The following is an 18,196-nucleotide window of genomic DNA, read 5'->3' as shown; positions in this document are numbered from 1 at the left end:
ATTATGCGTAAATCGATACTGGTGGTAGGTGGTACTCTGGCCCTGTTGGGCTCTTGGGCTCATGCGGATATTGTCGGCGTAGGGGCCAGCGTCAGCTACTGGAATTCGGATGTGTCCGGTGATGCCGCAACCAATGGTGACGCGGTGGACCTGGAAAACGATCTGGACCTGTCCAGTGACGACAACGCCAACGTCACTCTCTATTTTGAGCACCCGGTACCGCTGCTGCCCAATGTACGGGTGAACTACACCTCCCTGGAATTGGACGGCGAGGGTGAGCTGCGCGCCAACTTCGACGGGATCGCGTTGGGCACCACGGTCCAGTCGGATCTGGAGCTTGATCAGCTTGACCTGACCCTGTATTACGAAGTGCTGGATAACTGGGTCAATCTTGATTTGGGACTCACCGTCCGGGATCTGTCTGGTGAGCTGACCGTCCGGGACACCGCTGGAGTCTTTGCCGTCAGCGAAACCGAAATCGACGCCGTTGTTCCGATGGGTTACCTGGCTGCACGGTTCGATCTGCCGTTCACCGGAGTGTCTGTTGGCGGCGACATCAACGGAATCGCCTACAGTGGTGATGCCGTTTACGACTTCAATGTCTACGGCCAGTACGAACTGTCGCTGCTGCAACTGCGGGCGGGCTATCGTCAGCTGACCATTGATTACGAAGATGACGATGACAAGCTGGACGTCGATATTGACGGTCCGTTCCTCAGCGCAGGTTTGGTGTTCTGAGGCTGTTCGGCATCGAATAAAAAAAGCGCCTTATGGGCGCTTTTTTTATGGCTCATTGGCGGCGAAGTCGGTACCTCCGTCGAGCTTGATTCGCTACACTCTAAGCTCATGCAATTCATCGACTCGTTCCGCGGATTACGGAGATAAGACCTTGAAAATTCTGGTGACAGGGACTGCTGGCTTCATTGGCTCACATTTGGCGCATCGGCTGCTTGATCGGGGGGATGAGGTGATTGGTGTCGATAATGTAAACGACTATTACGATGTGTCGTTGAAAGAGGCGCGTTTGCAGCGGTTGTTGGGGAAGCCGGGATTTACTGAGGTGCGTACTGACGTCGCTGACCGCGAAGCCATGGCGGCGCTGTTTCAGAAGCATCGCCCAGAGCGGGTGGTGCATCTGGCGGCCCAGGCCGGGGTGAGGTATTCGCTGGAAAACCCGCATGCCTATGTGGATGCCAATCTCGTAGGTTTTATGAATATCCTGGAGGGGTGCAGACACAATGAGGTCAAGCATCTTGTTTACGCCTCCAGCAGCTCTGTCTACGGTGCCAACGAGGCAATGCCATTCTCGGTACACGACAACGTTGATCATCCTGTGAGCCTTTACGCAGCCTCCAAGAAGGCCAATGAGCTCATGGCCCATACCTACAGTCACCTGTACCAGTTGCCGACCACCGGGCTCCGCTTTTTTACCGTCTATGGTCCCTGGGGCCGTCCTGATATGGCCTTGTTCATTTTCACCCGAAAGATCCTGGCCGGCGAGCCCATCGACGTGTTCAACCATGGTCACCACAAGCGTGATTTTACCTACATCGACGACATCGTAGAGGGTGTCATCCGGACACTCGATCACGTGGCGACATCGAACGGGCAATGGTCTGGCGACCGCCCCGATCCGGGCACCAGCAAGGCGCCTTACCGGATCTACAACATTGGCAGCAACAATCCGGTGGAGTTGTCCCGGTTCATCGAGATCATTGAAGACAAGCTTGGACGCAAAGCCGAGAAGAACTTGTTGCCCATGCAAGCCGGTGACGTGCCTGCGACGTACGCGGATGTGGATGCGCTGATCGAAGATGTGGGGTACAAGCCGGACACATCGGTGGAGGAGGGGATATCCCGATTTGTTGATTGGTATCGGGATTTCTATCAGGTCTGATTTGCGGGCGGGCTGCCGTTTACACCGGGGTGACTACCGTTGCCCCGGACCTTTCTTGCTGGCTTGCTTGATCATCAGGCATAAAAAAAGCCAGTTCTACGTAAAACGTAAGTAACTGACTTTTTTGCAGGATTGGTAGGACCACCCAGATTCGAACTGGGGACCTCTACCATGTCAAGGTAGCGCTCTAACCAACTGAGCTATGGTCCTGCCCTGCAACGGGGACGTAATTTACTGATAACCGAGGGGCGGGTCAAGCAATTTTTCTTAACCAACCGCGAATTGCTTTGCTGAGGGTGCTCCAGCGGTTGATCAGCAGTGCGGCGAAGATCAGGCTGCACCCCGCCAGCTGAGTGGGGGCCATGGTTTCCTGGAACCAGCCAGCGGCAAAGAGGGCCACCCACACTGGCTCCAGTACCAATATCACCACGCCGTGGCTGTGGGTGGACAGGCTCTGTGCGTAGGTCTGAAGCAAGAAACGGCCGGCCGTTCCGACGGTGGCGCTGGCAATCACCCACCATGCCAGTGGCCAGGACAGTGATTCGAGTGTGGGCTGCCAGGGCTCCAGCCACAAGGATTCAATCAGCGTCACTGCGCCTACGGTGAGTAAGGTGAGGGTGCAGAGGGGTAGCGGCGGGACTTTCGCCAGTTCTACCTGGGTGCCATCTCGGCGAACGATTTGCCGATGATTGGCGGCGTGGGTGTTCATCAAAAAGAACAGGGCAAAGATCGCGGCAGCGGCAACGAAGAACAGTTGCCCGGCCTCCGGGCGGAAGCCGTTTTTGAGTGACAGCAGAGCCAGCCCGGATACCGCAACGGGAATGGCCAACCAAGTGCTCAGCGGCTGGCTTTCCCTGAAGAACAGCTTTGCCATGATGGGGACGATTACCACCCCGAGGCTGGTCAGAAAGGCGCCTTCGCCCACGTGAGTGCCATGGTGGAGTCCCATGATCCAGAAGCTCATGGCAATGCCGAAGACCAGGCCGACACTCATGCCTCGTCTTATCTGTGTTGGTGTCAGATTGGCGAGGGATCGGCGAGCGGCAAACGCAAGGATAGCGCCGGCCATGATGAAGCGTACGGCCATAAACAGCAGGGGCGGCATCAACAGCACCGCTTCCTTGGAGAACATCCAACTGATTGCGGCCAGCAGGGTAACGCAGACCAGTAAAAGATCTGACTTGTGGGCATTGGTCAGGGGCATAGGGACCTTGGACTTGGCGTTTAAAGGATGGCCTGTCAGCAGGTGACGGAGTCTAGCATGGGTTAGCGACGCTAAAAGCCATTGCCCGACTATTGTATAGGATGCGAACTAAAAAGCCGCTGTATGAGCATAAGGTATTCCCGAAGCTGAAATGGGAGGTTGCAATGGAAAGCTGCAATGAGTAGGTGCGAGGCTGTGACTCGCTCGGTACGACAACAGCTGGATTCGCGCTGTCCCTGACGCGGTCGGCGAAACGCTCAAACACTGATGGAGGCCCTGAGTATGCGCTATATGCAATCATTGAACCGGCGTCTGAGGTTGGTCCGGGAAGATCGAAAGTTGTCTGTTTCGGACCTGGCTCAGCTCTGCGGCGTTGAGGAGCATCGCCTGCTGGCTTGGGAAAGCGCTGATCCGCGTAGAAGGGCGTACCCGAGTGTGGACGAGTTGGTGGACCTGTGTTTCAGGACAGAGACGGCGCTGGAGGAATGGTTGGATCTTGTGGAGGGTCAAGATGCGGGGCAACTGGAGTTGCCGGGACTGGGGGTTGGTGACGGCAACGAACTGACTCAGGCTCTGGTGGAACTGGAGGCGGTCATTGCACGGGTGCAGCCAGAAGCGGATGAGGTGGACCTGTTGGCGGCTTTTCGCAAGGCGCCTTCCGAAACCCGACGCGCCGTGATGCGAACTCTGGGGCTTTAGGGTGGGGGGATGCCGGGCTCCAGAACCGGAGTCCGGCAAAGCTGAGCTGTCGCCTTATTCGCCTTTCTTGTAAATGTGCTCGTAGACGTGATTGGTGGCCTGTACGAAGCCGTCAATGCTGCCGCAATCAAAGCGCTGCCCCTTGAATTTGTACGCCAGTACGCAGCCATTCTTGGCTTGTTCCAGCAGGGCGTCGGTAATCTGTACTTCGCCGTTCTTGCCGGGCGGGGTGCGCTCAATGATGTCGAAGATATCCGGGGTAAGGATGTAGCGTCCAATGATGGCGAGGTTGCTGGGGGCATCTTCCGGTGCCGGCTTTTCGACCATGTCGGTAATGCGGTACAGGCCGTCCTTCATGGACTCTCCGGCGATCACGCCGTACTTGTGGGTTTCGTTCTGGGGAACTTCCTCGATAGCAACAATCGAGCAGCGGAATTGGTTGTAGAGCTTTACCATCTGCGCCAGTACGCCATCGCCGTCCGCTTCGGCCACACAGAAGTCATCGGCCAATACCACGGCAAACGGGTTGTCACCAACCAGATTTCGCCCAGTCAGAATGGCGTGGCCCAGGCCCTTCATTTCATTTTGACGGGTGAAGGCGAAGGTGTTGTTGTCGATCAGGTCCCGAATCGAGGTCAACAGCCCTTCCTTGCCAGTGCCGGCAATCTGATGTTCCAGTTCGTAGCTGATATCGAAATGATCTTCGATCGCCCGCTTGCCCCGGCCGGTGACAAAGCCGAACTCATTGATGCCTGCTTCAGAGGCCTCCTCAACGCCGTACTGAACCAGCGGCTTGTTGACAATCGGCAGGATTTCTTTCGGCATCGCCTTGGTGGCAGGCAGGAATCGAGTTCCATAACCGGCGACCGGGAAGAGGCACTTCTTAATCATAACTTCGTCCTTTGGCTGGAATGTCGGGTCCCGTGCCTGCGTGGCACTGTTCGCTTGGTTCGGGACGCTCCTTGAGTGCTTTAGCATAAAGCTTGCCAAGTTTAACCAAACTAGCGCTCGTTACAACCGGCTTTCGCGCAGGTTTGGCCTTGCTTCGGGCTGACATGCCTGGCCATGGGGGGCGTTTGAACACTCCAGACTCCCTTCTGGTGCGGCCGCCTCCCCGGTAATGCCAAGCGAGGACTATCAATACCTCACGTTCGTTGCAGGCGTTTTACCGAGCGGCTTGGATTGGCGAATGTTGATGGGTGGTGCGTTGGTGAAAGTGCCACCTGCGACCGGTGTGGGTCGATGGCATGCAGGCTGGTAAATCTGCTGAAGTTGTTAACAACCGGCAGATGTCTACCTCTGGCTATTGTTGACAATAGTAGGGTATGGGCGTAGATTTCTCTAAAATATCCGCTTTATTGTTAACAAAAATGATTGAGGCAATTCCCCAGACCCAAACTCGTGCTGATGAAGCCTTCGATTGTCTGCAAACGGCAATCGTTAAGGGCGAGCTGGCCCCCGGTGAAAAAATCGGCGAACTCGAACTGTGTCAGCGATTCCAGCTCACCCGCGGCCCGCTTCGAGAGGCGCTGGGCCGGCTGGAGTCCCGTGGCCTTCTTGTCCGTCGTCCCCACGCCGGAGTCAAAGTGGTTTCCGTCAGTACCGAGGAGCTGCTGGAGTTGTACCGGATCCGGGAAGTCATGGAGGGGTTGGCGGCTCGCCAGGCTGCTGCGCGTATGACGGACGAGGAGGTGGCCGGGTTACAGGCCACGCTTGACGCTCATGAGGCCATGATTGAGCAAGCCCAGGGCCAGGCATACTACCAGGCCGAAGGCGATTACGATTTTCATCACCGTATCGCCACTGGAAGCCGTAATACCAAGCTTGCGCAAATGCTGCTTGGAGACCTCTATTACATGGTCCGCATGTATCGTTACCGTCTCAGTACCTCGGCCGGGCGCCCCCACCGGGCGTTGGGAGAGCACCGCCGCATTGTCGAGGCCATCGCCCAGCGCGATGGGGAGTTGGCCGAGTTTTTGATGAAACGACACATTAACGCTGCGCGCAGGAATATCGAGCAGAAGATCGAGGAAGGCCTGCTGTCCTTCTGACCGGTCTGGAAAACACACATAGGGAATTCACAGTTAGCCGAATGGCTAAGGAGAGAAAATGTCTAAGACCCTGTCCCCCGGTGCCCGTTTTCGTCTGGCACTGAAAGAGAACCAACCTTTGCAGATTGTTGGCACCATCAATGCCTACGCGGCGATGATGGCGGAGAAGGTGGGCCACCAGGCGATCTATCTCTCCGGCGGAGGCGTGGCCAACGCATCCTACGGTTTGCCAGATCTGGGCATGACCAGTTTGAATGACGTAGTGGAGGATGTACGCCGGATAACGGCCGCCTCCAGCCTGCCGCTGCTGGTTGATATCGATACCGGTTGGGGCGGGGCTTTCAACATTAGTCGCACCATCAAGGAGATGGAACGCGCTGGCGCAGCAGCGGTCCACATTGAAGACCAGGTGGCGCAGAAGCGTTGCGGTCATCGTCCCAACAAGGAAATTGTCTCCAAAGAAGAGATGGTGGACCGGATCAAGGCCTGCGTAGATGCGCGGGAAGACGATAATTTCTTTATCATGGCCCGAACCGATGCGTTCCAGCAGGAAGGGTTGGAGGCAGCCATCGATCGTGCCCAGGCTTGCATTGAGGCCGGTGCAGACGGCATTTTCGCCGAGGCGGTCACTGAGCTGGAACATTACAAGGCCTTCTCCGAGGCGCTGGATGTCCCCATCCTGGCCAATATCACCGAGTTCGGCGCGACCCCGTTGTATAACAGGCAGGAGCTTGCAGAGGCCGGAGCCGGCATGGTGTTGTATCCGCTGAGTGCGTTCCGGGCCATGAACAAGGCGGCGCTGACTGTCTACGAGAGCATTTTGGCCAAGGGTGACCAGAAAGATGTGGTCGACCTGATGCAGACCCGAATGGAACTGTACGATTTCCTGAACTACCACGAGTTCGAGCAGAAACTGGATGCGCTGTTCAAGCAGCAGAAAGAAAAGTAAAAGAGGAGAGAGTCATGGTTGATAAGAAACTCGGCGGCGCCGGTCTGCGTGGCCAGGTAGCGGGCGAAACTGCACTGTGTACCGTAGGAAAAACCGGTGCCGGGCTGACCTATCGCGGCTACGACATTGCCGAACTGGCGGATAAGGCCCAGTTCGAGGAAGTGGCTTATCTGCTGCTGCGTGGCAAGCTCCCTAACCGTCAGGAACTGGACGCCTATAAGCAGAAACTGCGTGGTTTGCGGACATTGCCGGATGCCCTGAAACTGACCCTGGAGCAGATCCCCAAGGACGCTCATCCCATGGATGTGATGCGCACCGGTTGCTCCATGCTGGGTAACCTGGAGACCGAGCAGGACTTCACCGAGCAGGACGACAAGATTGATCGTATGCTGGCGGTGTTCCCCAGCATCATCACCTACTGGTACCGCTTTGCCCACAACGGTGTGCGCATCGACACCAACAGCGAAGCTGACTCCATCGGCGGCCATTTCCTCGAGCTGCTGCACGGCAAGCAGCCCAGTGAGCTGCATGAGCGGGTCATGAATGTCTCGCTGATCCTGTACGCCGAGCATGAGTTCAATGCCTCCACCTTTACTGCCCGGGTTTGCGCATCCACGCTCTCCGATATTCACAGTTGCGTGACCGGTGCTATCGGCTCTCTGCGTGGTCCGCTGCACGGCGGCGCCAACGAAGCGGCGATGGAGTTGATCCAGAAGTTCAACACGGCGGATGAGGCCGAGCAGGGCCTGCTGGGTATGCTGGAGCGCAAGGAAAAGATCATGGGCTTTGGTCATGCCATCTACCGGGAGTCTGACCCCCGCAACGCCATCATCAAGAAGTGGTCCGAGAAGCTGGCCGACGAAGTGGGCGATAGCGTTTTGTACCCGGTGTCCGTGCGTTGCGAAGAGGTCATGTGGCGGGAGAAGAAACTGTTCTGCAACGCCGATTTCTTCCACGCCTCGGCCTACCACTTCATGGGCATTCCGACAGAACTGTTCACGCCCATTTTCGTGATGTCCCGGGTATCAGGTTGGACTGCCCACGTCAAAGAGCAGCGCGCTAATAACCGGATCATCCGCCCGAGTGCGGAGTATACCGGTCCCGAGCATTCCGAGTGGGTGCCGATCGAAAACCGTTGATAGCTATGTGAGCACCGGCGTTGTCCGGTGCTTTCCTTTCTTTGCCCCTCCCAAGAATTTCTGATGAGTGTGACCCATGAACAGCAACTACCGTAAATCGCTTCCCGGCTCGGACCTGGACCATTTTGACACCCGTGCGGCAGTCAACGACATCCAGGACGGTGCCTACGAAAAACTGCCGTACACCTCCCGAATTCTGGCAGAGCAACTGGTGCGCCGCTGTGATACCGAGCTGCTGACCGATGCCTTGAAACAGTTGATCGAACGCAAGCGCGAGCTGGACTTTCCCTGGTATCCAGCTCGGGTGGTCTGCCACGACATTCTGGGCCAGACCGCTTTGGTAGACCTGGCCGGCCTGCGGGATGCGATCGCTGAGAAAGGAGGGGACCCGGCGAAGGTCAACCCGGTGGTGCCAACCCAGTTGATCGTGGACCACTCGCTGGCGGTGGAGCATGGTGGTTTCGAGAAGGACGCCTTCGAGAAAAACCGGGCCATTGAAGACCGTCGCAACGACGATCGTTTCCACTTCATCAACTGGACCAAGACCGCCTTTGAGAACGTGGATGTGATCCCGCCCGGTAACGGCATCATGCACCAGATCAATCTGGAGAAAATGTCCCCGGTGGTGCAGGTCCGTAACGGCGTGGCGTTCCCTGATACCTGTGTCGGCACTGACAGTCACACCCCGATGGTGGATGCGCTGGGCGTCATCTCCGTGGGTGTTGGCGGCCTCGAGGCGGAGAGCGTCATGTTGGGTCGCGCTTCGATGATGCGCCTGCCTGACATCGTCGGCGTCGAGCTGACCGGCAAGCTGCAGCCGGGTATCACCGGCACCGATATGGTGCTGGCACTGACTGAGTTCCTGCGTAAGGAGCGGGTGGTGGGTGCCTATCTTGAGTTTTACGGCGAAGGGGCCGACAGCTTGACGGTGGGGGATCGGGCCACCATCTCCAACATGACCCCGGAGTACGGCGCGACCGCTGCCATGTTCTTCATCGATGGCCAGACCATTGATTACCTCAAGTTGACCGGCCGCGATGACGACCAGGTAGCGTTGGTAGAGCAGTACGCCAAGGAAACCGGTTTGTGGGCCGACAGCCTGAAGACCGCCGAATACGAACGCGTATTAACGTTTGACCTGTCCAAGGTGGTGCGCACCCTGGCCGGCCCGTCCAATCCTCACGCCCACCTGCCTACTTCCGAGCTGGCCAGCCGCGGCATTGCCGGCGAGTGGACCGAGGAAGAGGGCAAAATGCCCGATGGTGCGGTCATCATCGCGGCGATCACCAGCTGCACCAACACCTCCAACCCGCGCAATATGGTTGCCGCCGGCCTGATCGCCCGTAACGCCAACCGGCTGGGCCTGACTCGCAAGCCTTGGGTGAAAAGCTCGCTGGCCCCCGGTTCCAAAACCGTCAAAATGTACCTCAATGACGCCGAGCTGATGCCGGAACTGGAGCAGTTGGGCTTTGGTGTGGTGGCCTTTGCCTGCACCACCTGTAACGGCATGAGCGGTGCGCTGGACCCTCAGATCCAGCAGGAGATCATCGACCGGGATCTTTACGCCACTGCGGTGCTGTCCGGTAACCGGAACTTTGATGGCCGCATCCACCCCTATGCCAAGCAGGCGTTTCTGGCATCGCCGCCGTTGGTGGTGGCCTACGCCATCGCCGGCACCATCCGCTTCGACATCGAGAAGGATGCCCTGGGCCACGATAAGAACGGCAACCCCATCATGCTTAAGGACATCTGGCCGAGCGACGAGGAAATCGACGCCATCGTCAAGCAGGCGGTGAAGCCGGAGCAGTTCCGCGAAACCTATATCCCGATGTTCGACATCACCAAGCGGGAGCAGGCCAAGTCCGATCCGCAGTACGCATGGCGTGAAATGAGTACCTACATCCGTCGCCCGCCGTATTGGGAAGGCGCTCTGGCGGGCAAGAAGGCCCTCAAGGGCATGCGTCCGCTGGCGGTGCTGGGGGACAACATCACCACCGACCACCTGTCACCTTCCAACGCCATCATGGCGGCCAGTGCGGCTGGCGAGTACCTGGCGAAGATGGGCTTGCCGGAGGAGGATTTCAATTCCTACGCCACCCACCGGGGCGACCACCTGACCGCGCAGCGGGCTACCCTGGCCAACCCGAAACTGTTTAACGAAATGGTGCGGGATGAAAACGGCGAGGTGAAGCAGGGCTCCCTGGCGCGCGTCGAGCCGGAAGGCCAGGTGACTCGTATGTGGGAGGCCATCGAGACATATATGGATCGCAAACAGCCGCTCATCGTCATCGCCGGTGCCGACTACGGTCAGGGGTCATCCCGTGACTGGGCGGCAAAAGGTGTTGCCCTGGCAGGCGTAGAGGCCATCGCTGCGGAAGGTTTTGAGCGTATCCACCGTACCAACCTGATCGGTATGGGGGTGATGCCACTGCAGTTTGAAGAAGGCACCACCCGCAGGACCCTGGGTATCGACGGCACCGAAACCTTCGATGTGGAAGGTACACCGGAGCCTCGTGCAACCCTGACTTTGGTTATCCATCGTCAAAGTGGCGATGAGGTCAGGGTGCCGGTGATCTGTCGGCTGGATACCGCCGAAGAAGTGTCGATCTATTCGGCCGGTGGTGTTCTGCAGCGCTTTGCCCAGGACTTCCTGGAAGCCGAGGGGGCAGCATGACCGTTGCGCCCCAGATCAAAGTACCTGCCACCTACATGCGAGGCGGCACCAGCAAGGGCGTGTTCTTCCGGTTGCAGGATCTGCCGGAAGCCGCCCAGGTCCCGGGTGAAGCCCGGGACAAATTACTGTTGCGGGTGATCGGCAGTCCCGATCCCTACCAGAAGCAGATCGACGGTATGGGGGGCGCGACCTCCAGCACGAGCAAGACGGTTATCTTGAGCCGGAGCGAGCGGGCGGATCACGATGTGAGCTACCTGTTTGGCCAGGTCTCCATCGACAAGCCCTTTGTCGACTGGAGCGGTAACTGTGGCAATCTGACGGCTGCGGTGGGTGCCTTCGCCATCAACAGCGGTTTCGTGGCTCAGGAGCGCGTCCCGGACCACGGCATATGCACGGTGCGGATTTGGCAGGCCAACATCGAGAAGACCATCGTTGCGCATGTCCCCATCACCAATGGAGAGGTACAGGAAACCGGCGATTTCGAACTCGATGGTGTCACGTTCCCGGCGGCGGAAGTCGAGATTGAGTTCATGGATCCGGCGGACGGCGACGGTGCGATGTTCCCCACAGGTAACCTGGTGGACGATCTGGAGGTTCCGGGCATCGGCAGCCTGAAGGCAACGATGATCAATGCGGGCATACCGACGATTTTCGTCAACGCCGATGAGATTGGTTATCAGGGCACCGAGTTGCAGGAAGCCATCAACGGCGATCCGGATGCCTTGGCTCGGTTCGAGACCATCCGCGCCCATGGCGCGGTTCGGATGGGGTTGATCGGTAGCGTTGAGGAAGCAGCCAGCCGTCAGCACACGCCGAAAGTGGCGTTCGTCGCGCCGCCGAAGGACTATGTTTCCTCCAGCGGCAAGCAGGTTGCGGCTGCTGATATCGATCTGCTGGTCCGGGCTTTGTCCATGGGCAAGCTCCATCACGCCATGATGGGGACTGCGGCGGTTGCCATCGGTACCGCGGCGGCCATACCGGGGACCCTGGTAAACCTGGCTGCGGGCGGCGGAGAACGCAACGCGGTGCGGTTCGGCCACCCCTCTGGCACCTTGAGGGTTGGCGCCGAGGCTCGCCAAGTCGAGGGTGACTGGACCGCCACCAAAGCCATCATGAGCCGCAGTGCTCGGATCCTCATGGAAGGTTGGGTCCGTGTGCCGGGAGACACCTTCTAGGCAATCTTGGCCTGACTGCCGACCGGCGCCCCAGGATACGCCAGCATCGTATGGTTCTGATCGTACTATTCTTAAGGTGCAAACCTTATCGTACGAACCTCATAGTACCGAGGCTGGGAAATCACGTGTCCTGGGGCGTTTCCTGCATCGAGGCGCGCTCTCGGGACACCGGGAGGTGCATCGTGTCCGAGACATTCGATCTCAACGTACGCCCCGATTACGACGATATCCTGCAGCGCATTGCCGATTATGTGCTGAGTTACCAGGTCGAGAGCCGAGAGGCGCTGAACACCGCTCGCCTCTGTCTGATGGATACCCTCGGCTGCGGCTTGTTGGCGTTACGCTTTCCCGAATGCACCAAATTGCTCGGTCCCGTGGTTGAGGGCACCGTCGTGCCGCAAGGCGCCCGGGTGCCGGGAACCTCGTACCGCCTCGACCCCATCAAGGCGGCCTGGGATATTGGCTGCATGGTGCGTTGGCTGGACTATAACGACACCTGGCTGGCCGCGGAGTGGGGGCACCCCTCTGACAACCTGGGGGCCATCCTTGCAGTGTCTGATCACCTGTCCCAGCGTCGACTGGCCGAAGGCAAGCCTCCACTGACGATGCGTCAGGTTCTCGATGCGATGATCATGGCCCATGAAATCCAGGGCGTCCTGGCGCTGGAGAATGCCTTTAACCGTGTGGGCCTGGATCACGTGGTATTGGTCAAGGTCGCATCCACGGCGGTGGCGGCGTGGCTTTTAGGCGCAGGCCGGGAGCGAATGTTGTCCGCCTTGTCCCATGCCTGGGTTGATGGCCAGGCGCTTCGCACTTATCGACACGCGCCCAACGCGGGCTCAAGGAAGTCCTGGGCGGCGGGGGATGCAAGCGCTCGCGGGGTGCAGCTGGCTCAGATTGCGATGCGGGGCGAAATGGGCATTCCCAGCGTCTTGACTGCACCGCAGTGGGGGTTCTACGACGTTCTGTTCAGCAAGACCAACCGCGATCAGTCCATCAAACCTGCCGAACGGCGGAACTTCTCCTTGCCGCAACCGTTTGGCTGCTACGTCATGGAAAACGTCTTGTTCAAGGTTGCCTTCCCAGCAGAGTTTCATGCTCAAACCGCCGCCGAGGCCGCGATTCAGCTCCATGCCAAGGTGAAGGGTCGAATCGGAGAGATCGAGCAGGTGGTCATCACCACCCATGAATCTGCGATCCGGATTATTTCAAAGGTTGGCAAGCTGGCCAATGCGGCCGACCGGGATCACTGCCTTCAGTATATGACGGCGGTGCCGCTGCTTTTTGGCGAGCTGCAGGCCGAACATTATGAGGACGGTTTCCACCAAGCCCACCCGGAAATCGATCAGTTGCGCGACAAGATGAAGGTTGAAGAAGACGCCGACTACAGTCGCGAATACCTTGAGCCTGACAAGCGTTCCATTGCCAATGCGGTGGAGGTGATTTTCCGGGGCGGGGAGCGCACCGGTAAAGTTGCAGTGAAGTACCCAATCGGACATCGGCGCCGACGCAAGGAGGCCATCCCGTTGCTGGAAACCAAGTTCCGCCGGAACTTGGCGACCTGCTTTTCATCTGGCCGCTGCGAAGAAATTTTCAACCTGTTTCAGGATCAACAGGCTCTAGAGTGTGGCTCGGTTAACGAATTCTCGCAATTGTTGAGTCGTTGACTGTTCTACCGTCATTGAAGTTTCGTACAATCAAACTACACTTTGTTACAAAAGTTCACCTTCTATCCCGAAGCATTGGAAGCGCGGGGTTCATTTGTGTGCGAACCACAAGGAGTTGGCGTGGCCCACGTCAGATTGTTCAGACACTACTTGCACCTGCCGTTCCTCCTGCTTGGGTTGATTGATTTACTCGTCCTGATTTTCTCGCTCAGTTTTGTCGTCTTTTTCCGCTACTTCGGGGAGATGTCCTTCTTCCTGGCGAACTGGTCCTATGTTTTACCTTCTGCCATTGTTTTCGGGGTCATGAGTTTGCTGGCGATGATCGCCACTGGCGTGCACCAATCGCGGTTGGAGGATGGCATGTCAGGCATGATGCTGCGAACCATCATGGCGTTGATCATCAGTCTCCCTCTCTCCGGGATGGCGTACCTGATTGCCGGTGATTGGCTCTGGTATCTGGGGGGAGGCAGCGTGATGACAACGTCGGCAGTATTGGCCGTGCTGTTGTTGGGTATTGTACGGACGATATTTTACGCAGTAATGGGCAAGGATACTTTTAAGCGCAAGGTGTTGGTGCTTGGGTCGGGAGAGCGGGCCCGGCAGCTGTTGGATGACCTCACGACGCCACTTAACCGCAAGGGATTTTCGCTGGCGGGATTCGTGCCTTTGCCGGGAGAGCACACCGTTATCCCGGAGGATCAGCTGCTCCGTTTGCCCTACAGCATCTACCAGCATGTACGCACGCATCCGGTCAGCGAAATTGTGGTGGCCGTGGATGATCGGCGCAAAGGGTTACCGATGGAGGATCTTCTGGAATGCAAAATGGAAGGTATCGGCATTGTCGACGGGGTGGCCTTTTATGAGCGGGAATCCCGCAAGGTCGCATTGGAGATGATTACACGGGGCTGGCTGGTATTTACCGATGGCTTCACCGTGTCCACAGTGTCCGGTTTGGGTAAGCGCGCCCTGGACATTATTGCCTCGGCAACGCTGCTGGTGCTGGCACTTCCACTGATGGTGCTCACTGCACTGGCGATCAAAATCGAGGAGGGGCTTAAGGCCCCCATATTTTATAGCCAGGAACGGGTTGGATTAGACGGTCGCGTGTTCAAGGTGTACAAATTTCGTTCCATGAGGACGGATGCGGAAAAGAACGGCGCGGTGTGGGCACAGAAAAACGACGCCCGCGTCACCCAGGTGGGTGCGTTTATCCGCAAAGTGAGAATTGACGAGATTCCCCAAGTGATCAATGTCCTTAACGGCACCATGGCCTTTGTTGGTCCCAGGCCTGAGCGCCCGGTGTTTGTTGAAAAGCTCTCTGATTCCATACCGTTTTATAACGAACGGCACCGGGTTAAGCCCGGAATTACTGGTTGGGCGCAACTTTGCTTTGCCTATGCGGATAGCGAAGAGGATAACCGCGAGAAACTTCGCTACGACCTTTACTACATAAAGAATCAAAGTTTGCTATTGGATCTTCTGATCATCATACAGACCGTGGAGGTGGTGCTGTTTAAAAAAGGATCGCGCTAAGCTTGAATTGGCGCAGTTAATGGACAACGCTAAGTGTTAACCGATTGACAAGAGGATAAAAGATGTCAGGGGTGATTCGGTTTTTCTTTCGTATAGTGGCTTTCGTTTCGGTTGTAGCGCTTACAGGTTGTGTGGGCCCCATTGCCTCTCCTCCGGACAAAATTGCTCAGGCCCTTAATTTGGGCGCCGCCGAGAATACCGGCGAATACATCATTGGAGCCACGGATGAGATTTCCGTGTCCGTTTGGCGCAACCCTGACTTGAGTATAACGGTACCGGTGCGTCCGGACGGGATGATCTCGGTGCCTTTGGTTGGAGATGTCAAGGCCAGCGGTAAGACGCCGGAACGGCTTGCTGATGATATTGAAGCCATCCTGGATGAATATATCCGCGAGCCCCAGGTCAGCGTTGTCGTGACCTCCATGAACAGCCATGAATTTACGGATCGGGTCAGGGTTACCGGCGCCGTGGAGCAACCGATGTCCATGCCGCATCGCTCTGGCATGACGGTGCTGGATATGGTGCTTAGTGCCGGTGGTATTAACCCATTTGCCGCGCCCAACAACTCGATGCTGTATCGGGTCGTGGAAAATGAAGTCGTGGCCATTCCGGTCAAGCTGGGCGATATCCTCAATAACGGCGATATACGCACCAACTATTCGCTCAGGGCTGGCGACATTTTGACCGTACCAGAACGCGGTTTCTAGGTTCGGTCGGGTTGTCTTCATGCATTACATCAGCATTTAGCTAGGACGCAGTCATGGCACTTCCGTTATCCCAGTTCCCAGCTGAAATTATTCGTGAGATCCGGGCGAGGAAATGGCTGGCGTTCTTTCTCTTTACCGGCGTCAGTTTCGTGGTTCTCGCTGCGGGCTTTGTCTGGCCCTACAAGTACAGTTCCGAGGTGATCATTTTTGTCGATGACCAAAACATCATCAGACCACTAATGGAAGGCAGTGCGGTCACCACTCAGATCAATGAGCGTGCATCTGCGGCCCAGGAGTTGCTCTGGAGTCGAAAGGTGCTGGAAGCCGTAGCGACGGACCCGCGAATCTACGGTGAAAGCGCCACCATGCTCACGCCTGAGGAACTCGAAGGGCGAATCGGGATGTTGCGAGCCCGCTTGAGTGTGGCTACCCGGGGGGACAGCTACTTCAGTATTGGCTACAGCTCCCCGTCCCCGCTGATCGCGTTTACGGTTGCACAACGGTTGGGGCAGGCCTTTATCGAAGAGAACAATGAGCGCAAGCGCGCGGAAAGTCGGGGCGCGTATGAGTTTATAGACAAGCAGGTTAGGAGCTACGAGCAACAGATTGCGGAGGTGGAAGAGCGGCTCAAACAGTTTCTGTCGGAGAATGTAGATGGTACCGAAGCGGAAGCCAATGCCCGTATGGCGAACCTTCGCAGCCAGCTTGAGCTTGCCCAGCTCGATAAGGCGGAGCTGGTTACCCGTGCACAGACTCTGGAAATCGAATTGAGCAAGGTTCGTCCGACGATCCTACAGGGCAGGGCCAGGGATATTTATCAGGAAAGAATCCGGGCGCTGGAAGAGCAGTTGGACGAACTGCGGTTACAGTATCACGATACCTATCCGGATATTGTCATCTTGCGGGAGCAGCTTTCAGAACTGCGCCGGCAGCAGCAGCGGGCGGCGGAGGACCCCGATCAGGCTTCTCGTACGCTGGACGGTGAAACCATTGCCAATCCTGTTTATCAACAAATTCGTTCTGCCCTGGCAACCACTCGAGCGGATATCGAGACAGCGGAAACCCGTATTCGATCCATTCGTGCCTTGATGGTCGACCAAACCCAGCGTATGGAGCGGATTCAGGAGAATAAGGCACAGTACTCCGATCTCACCAGGGACATGGAAGTTAACCGGCAAATCTACGATGACCTTCTAAAACGTCGTGAGAAAGCCAGAGTGTCCATGCACCTGGATATTGAGGGACAAGGCTTGAGCTATCGCATTAACGAGGCTGCCCAATACCCATTAAGTCCCGCGGGGGTAAAGTTTCCCATGTTTGCCATCGCGGGGCTTCTGCTGGGTCTGTTGGCGCCGCTTGGTGCCGCGGCAGGTGTGCTTCAATTGGATCCACGAATTCGGTCACGAGAGCAGTTGGAGGAGGAAATGGAACTCCTGGTGCTTGAAACGATTCCCGATATCCGTACCCCCTTCGATAAACGGAAGGATCGTCGTACCACAACCATTGTGGGCATTTGCGTGATTGCAGTGGCAGTTATCTACATTGCAGCTGCCATTACGGCATTTCTGGAGGTGTATTGATGAATGACTCCAGAAACAGGCGGGACAATGATATGTCTGGAAAAGATGAACTAGGCGAACCAGAGAATCGCTCTTCCGACGAGCTTGAGAATTTCGCGGAGCAGGGCGACGAAGCACGCCGGGAGCCGGGTGTGGGCGGCCGGAATAATTCAGAATGGGACGATTCCCGTTTGCTGGTACCGAGTTCGTTGGAGTTCGGCCATAGGGCCGTTGATCGCTATATCAACAGTCGTCAGATTGTGCGAATGAAGGAGCCTCGCACCTTTACGAATGACGATCTTGAAGAACGTCGAATCATCTATCCCGACTCTGATAATCGCCGGCTCGTTAATCACTTTCGGAATCTGAGAACGAAACTGGTGGAGCACTCGGCGGGCAACAATTTTACGTTGGTGGTTACCGGAGCCAGCGAAGGATCCGGCGCATCCTTTGTCGCATTGAACCTGGCGGCAGCGTTTGCCTTCGATCATCAAAAAACCGCACTGATCATTGACTGTAACTTGAGGCAACCGACGCTCCATACCACGCTTGATATCAAGCCAGAGTTCGGTCTTACCGATTTCCTCGATGAGCCGGATTACGACATCGCCAGGATACTGTATCCGACCGGCATCACCCGATTGAGGCTGATCCCTGCCGGTAGTCGGCGGGAAACGCCTGGTGAATTCTTCACTTCGTTTCGGATGAAGCAATTCCTGCAGGCGGTCCGCCGTCGTTACCCGGATCGATTCATTATTCTGGATACGGCGTCGATTGCCGAGTCACCGGATGCACGTATTCTTTCGGAACTCTGTGATTACACTCTGCTGGTCATTCCCCATGGCCGGCTTACCCCTGCCAGCATTGAACAGGCGGCCACGGCCTTTAATCAGGAAAAGTTTGTTGGAGTGGTCATCAATGGTTAAGGCCAGCGAATGTCGC

Annotated in this window: 15 protein-coding genes and 1 tRNA gene; 13 read left to right on the top strand and 3 right to left on the bottom strand. The window is 57.1% G+C overall.

Translation table 11 applies throughout. The features are described 5' to 3' along the window. The first annotated feature begins 3 nt into the window (after positions 1-3). Together N6L25_RS05315 and N6L25_RS05310 are read left to right on the top strand one after the other, a co-directional pair. Positions 4-738 (top strand): TIGR04219 family outer membrane beta-barrel protein, encoded by a 735-nt coding sequence (locus N6L25_RS05315; protein WP_271978660.1) that lies wholly within the window; start codon positions 4-6, stop codon positions 736-738. A 151-nt stretch (positions 739-889) separates the two neighbouring features. Continuing rightward, positions 890-1,897 (top strand): NAD-dependent epimerase, encoded by a 1,008-nt coding sequence (locus N6L25_RS05310; protein WP_271978657.1) that lies wholly within the window; start codon positions 890-892, stop codon positions 1,895-1,897. Between the two features lie 133 nt (positions 1,898-2,030). Here N6L25_RS05310 and N6L25_RS05305 read toward each other — a convergent pair. Both N6L25_RS05305 and N6L25_RS05300 read right to left on the bottom strand, forming a co-directional pair. Beyond that, positions 2,031-2,107 (bottom strand) — tRNA-Val (locus N6L25_RS05305). Positions 2,108-2,150: 43 nt separating this feature from the next. Continuing rightward, a complete protein-coding gene (locus N6L25_RS05300; protein WP_271978948.1) occupies positions 2,151-3,095 on the bottom strand; it encodes a DMT family transporter in 945 nt (314 codons plus the stop codon). 345 nt (positions 3,096-3,440) lie between these two features. On the opposite strand from N6L25_RS05300, the gene N6L25_RS05295 reads away from it, so the two are divergent. Further along, positions 3,441-3,800, top strand: a complete 360-nt coding sequence (locus N6L25_RS05295; protein WP_271978655.1) for an XRE family transcriptional regulator — start codon at positions 3,441-3,443, stop codon at positions 3,798-3,800. 54 nt (positions 3,801-3,854) lie between these two features. On the opposite strand, the gene galU is transcribed toward N6L25_RS05295, so the two are convergent. Continuing rightward, positions 3,855-4,691, bottom strand: coding sequence for a UTP--glucose-1-phosphate uridylyltransferase GalU (gene galU / locus N6L25_RS05290; RefSeq protein ID WP_271978653.1), 837 nt, complete (start codon positions 4,689-4,691; stop codon positions 3,855-3,857). Between the two features lie 479 nt (positions 4,692-5,170). Between galU and N6L25_RS05285 the strand changes: the two genes are divergently transcribed. From N6L25_RS05285 to N6L25_RS05240, 10 genes are all read left to right on the top strand, one after another. Then, the gene (locus N6L25_RS05285; protein WP_271978651.1) at positions 5,171-5,851 is read left to right on the top strand and encodes a GntR family transcriptional regulator; all 681 of its coding nucleotides are present in this window, start codon (positions 5,171-5,173) and stop codon (positions 5,849-5,851) included. A 58-nt stretch (positions 5,852-5,909) separates the two neighbouring features. Further along, positions 5,910-6,800 (top strand): methylisocitrate lyase, encoded by an 891-nt coding sequence (gene prpB, locus N6L25_RS05280; RefSeq protein ID WP_271978649.1) that lies wholly within the window; start codon positions 5,910-5,912, stop codon positions 6,798-6,800. A gap of 14 nt (positions 6,801-6,814) precedes the next feature. Then, the gene (prpC, locus tag N6L25_RS05275; protein ID WP_271978647.1) at positions 6,815-7,939 is read left to right on the top strand and encodes a bifunctional 2-methylcitrate synthase/citrate synthase; all 1,125 of its coding nucleotides are present in this window, start codon (positions 6,815-6,817) and stop codon (positions 7,937-7,939) included. A 76-nt stretch (positions 7,940-8,015) separates the two neighbouring features. Further along, entirely contained in the window at positions 8,016-10,613 is a 2,598-nt protein-coding gene (gene acnD, locus N6L25_RS05270) for a Fe/S-dependent 2-methylisocitrate dehydratase AcnD (RefSeq protein WP_271978644.1), read from the top strand. After that, positions 10,610-11,788 (top strand): 2-methylaconitate cis-trans isomerase PrpF, encoded by a 1,179-nt coding sequence (gene prpF / locus N6L25_RS05265; protein WP_271978642.1) that lies wholly within the window; start codon positions 10,610-10,612, stop codon positions 11,786-11,788. The genes acnD and prpF overlap by 4 nt, the downstream gene beginning before the upstream one ends. A gap of 182 nt (positions 11,789-11,970) precedes the next feature. Then, positions 11,971-13,455: a 2-methylcitrate dehydratase gene (prpD, locus tag N6L25_RS05260; protein WP_271978640.1), complete on the top strand. Its 1,485-nt coding sequence runs from the start codon at positions 11,971-11,973 to the stop codon at positions 13,453-13,455. A gap of 120 nt (positions 13,456-13,575) precedes the next feature. Beyond that, positions 13,576-14,988, top strand: a complete 1,413-nt coding sequence (locus tag N6L25_RS05255; protein WP_271978638.1) for a TIGR03013 family XrtA/PEP-CTERM system glycosyltransferase — start codon at positions 13,576-13,578, stop codon at positions 14,986-14,988. Between the two features lie 62 nt (positions 14,989-15,050). After that, positions 15,051-15,695, top strand: coding sequence for an XrtA/PEP-CTERM system exopolysaccharide export protein (locus N6L25_RS05250; protein ID WP_271978636.1), 645 nt, complete (start codon positions 15,051-15,053; stop codon positions 15,693-15,695). 53 nt (positions 15,696-15,748) lie between these two features. After that, positions 15,749-17,275 (top strand): XrtA system polysaccharide chain length determinant, encoded by a 1,527-nt coding sequence (locus N6L25_RS05245; RefSeq protein WP_271978634.1) that lies wholly within the window; start codon positions 15,749-15,751, stop codon positions 17,273-17,275. Next, positions 17,275-18,180: a polysaccharide biosynthesis protein gene (locus N6L25_RS05240; RefSeq protein WP_271978633.1), complete on the top strand. Its 906-nt coding sequence runs from the start codon at positions 17,275-17,277 to the stop codon at positions 18,178-18,180. The genes N6L25_RS05245 and N6L25_RS05240 overlap by 1 nt, the downstream gene beginning before the upstream one ends. The last annotated feature ends 16 nt before the right edge of the window (positions 18,181-18,196 follow it).

This window comes from Marinobacter sp. SS21 (genome assembly GCF_028369065.1).
In the GTDB taxonomy this organism is placed as follows: domain Bacteria; phylum Pseudomonadota; class Gammaproteobacteria; order Pseudomonadales; family Oleiphilaceae; genus Marinobacter.
This window is presented reverse-complemented; position numbering and strand designations above follow the sequence as displayed.

Coding starts and splice junctions, on each gene's coding strand:
- N6L25_RS05315 (WP_271978660.1), top strand. CDS start 4: ATGCGTAAATCGATACTGGTGGTAGGTGGTACTCTGGCCCTGTTGGGC.
- galU (WP_271978653.1), bottom strand. CDS start 4,691: ATGATTAAGAAGTGCCTCTTCCCGGTCGCCGGTTATGGAACTCGATTC.
- N6L25_RS05285 (WP_271978651.1), top strand. CDS start 5,171: ATGATTGAGGCAATTCCCCAGACCCAAACTCGTGCTGATGAAGCCTTC.
- prpB (WP_271978649.1), top strand. CDS start 5,910: ATGTCTAAGACCCTGTCCCCCGGTGCCCGTTTTCGTCTGGCACTGAAA.
- prpC (WP_271978647.1), top strand. CDS start 6,815: ATGGTTGATAAGAAACTCGGCGGCGCCGGTCTGCGTGGCCAGGTAGCG.
- acnD (WP_271978644.1), top strand. CDS start 8,016: ATGAACAGCAACTACCGTAAATCGCTTCCCGGCTCGGACCTGGACCAT.
- prpF (WP_271978642.1), top strand. CDS start 10,610: ATGACCGTTGCGCCCCAGATCAAAGTACCTGCCACCTACATGCGAGGC.
- N6L25_RS05250 (WP_271978636.1), top strand. CDS start 15,051: ATGTCAGGGGTGATTCGGTTTTTCTTTCGTATAGTGGCTTTCGTTTCG.
- N6L25_RS05245 (WP_271978634.1), top strand. CDS start 15,749: ATGGCACTTCCGTTATCCCAGTTCCCAGCTGAAATTATTCGTGAGATC.
- N6L25_RS05240 (WP_271978633.1), top strand. CDS start 17,275: ATGAATGACTCCAGAAACAGGCGGGACAATGATATGTCTGGAAAAGAT.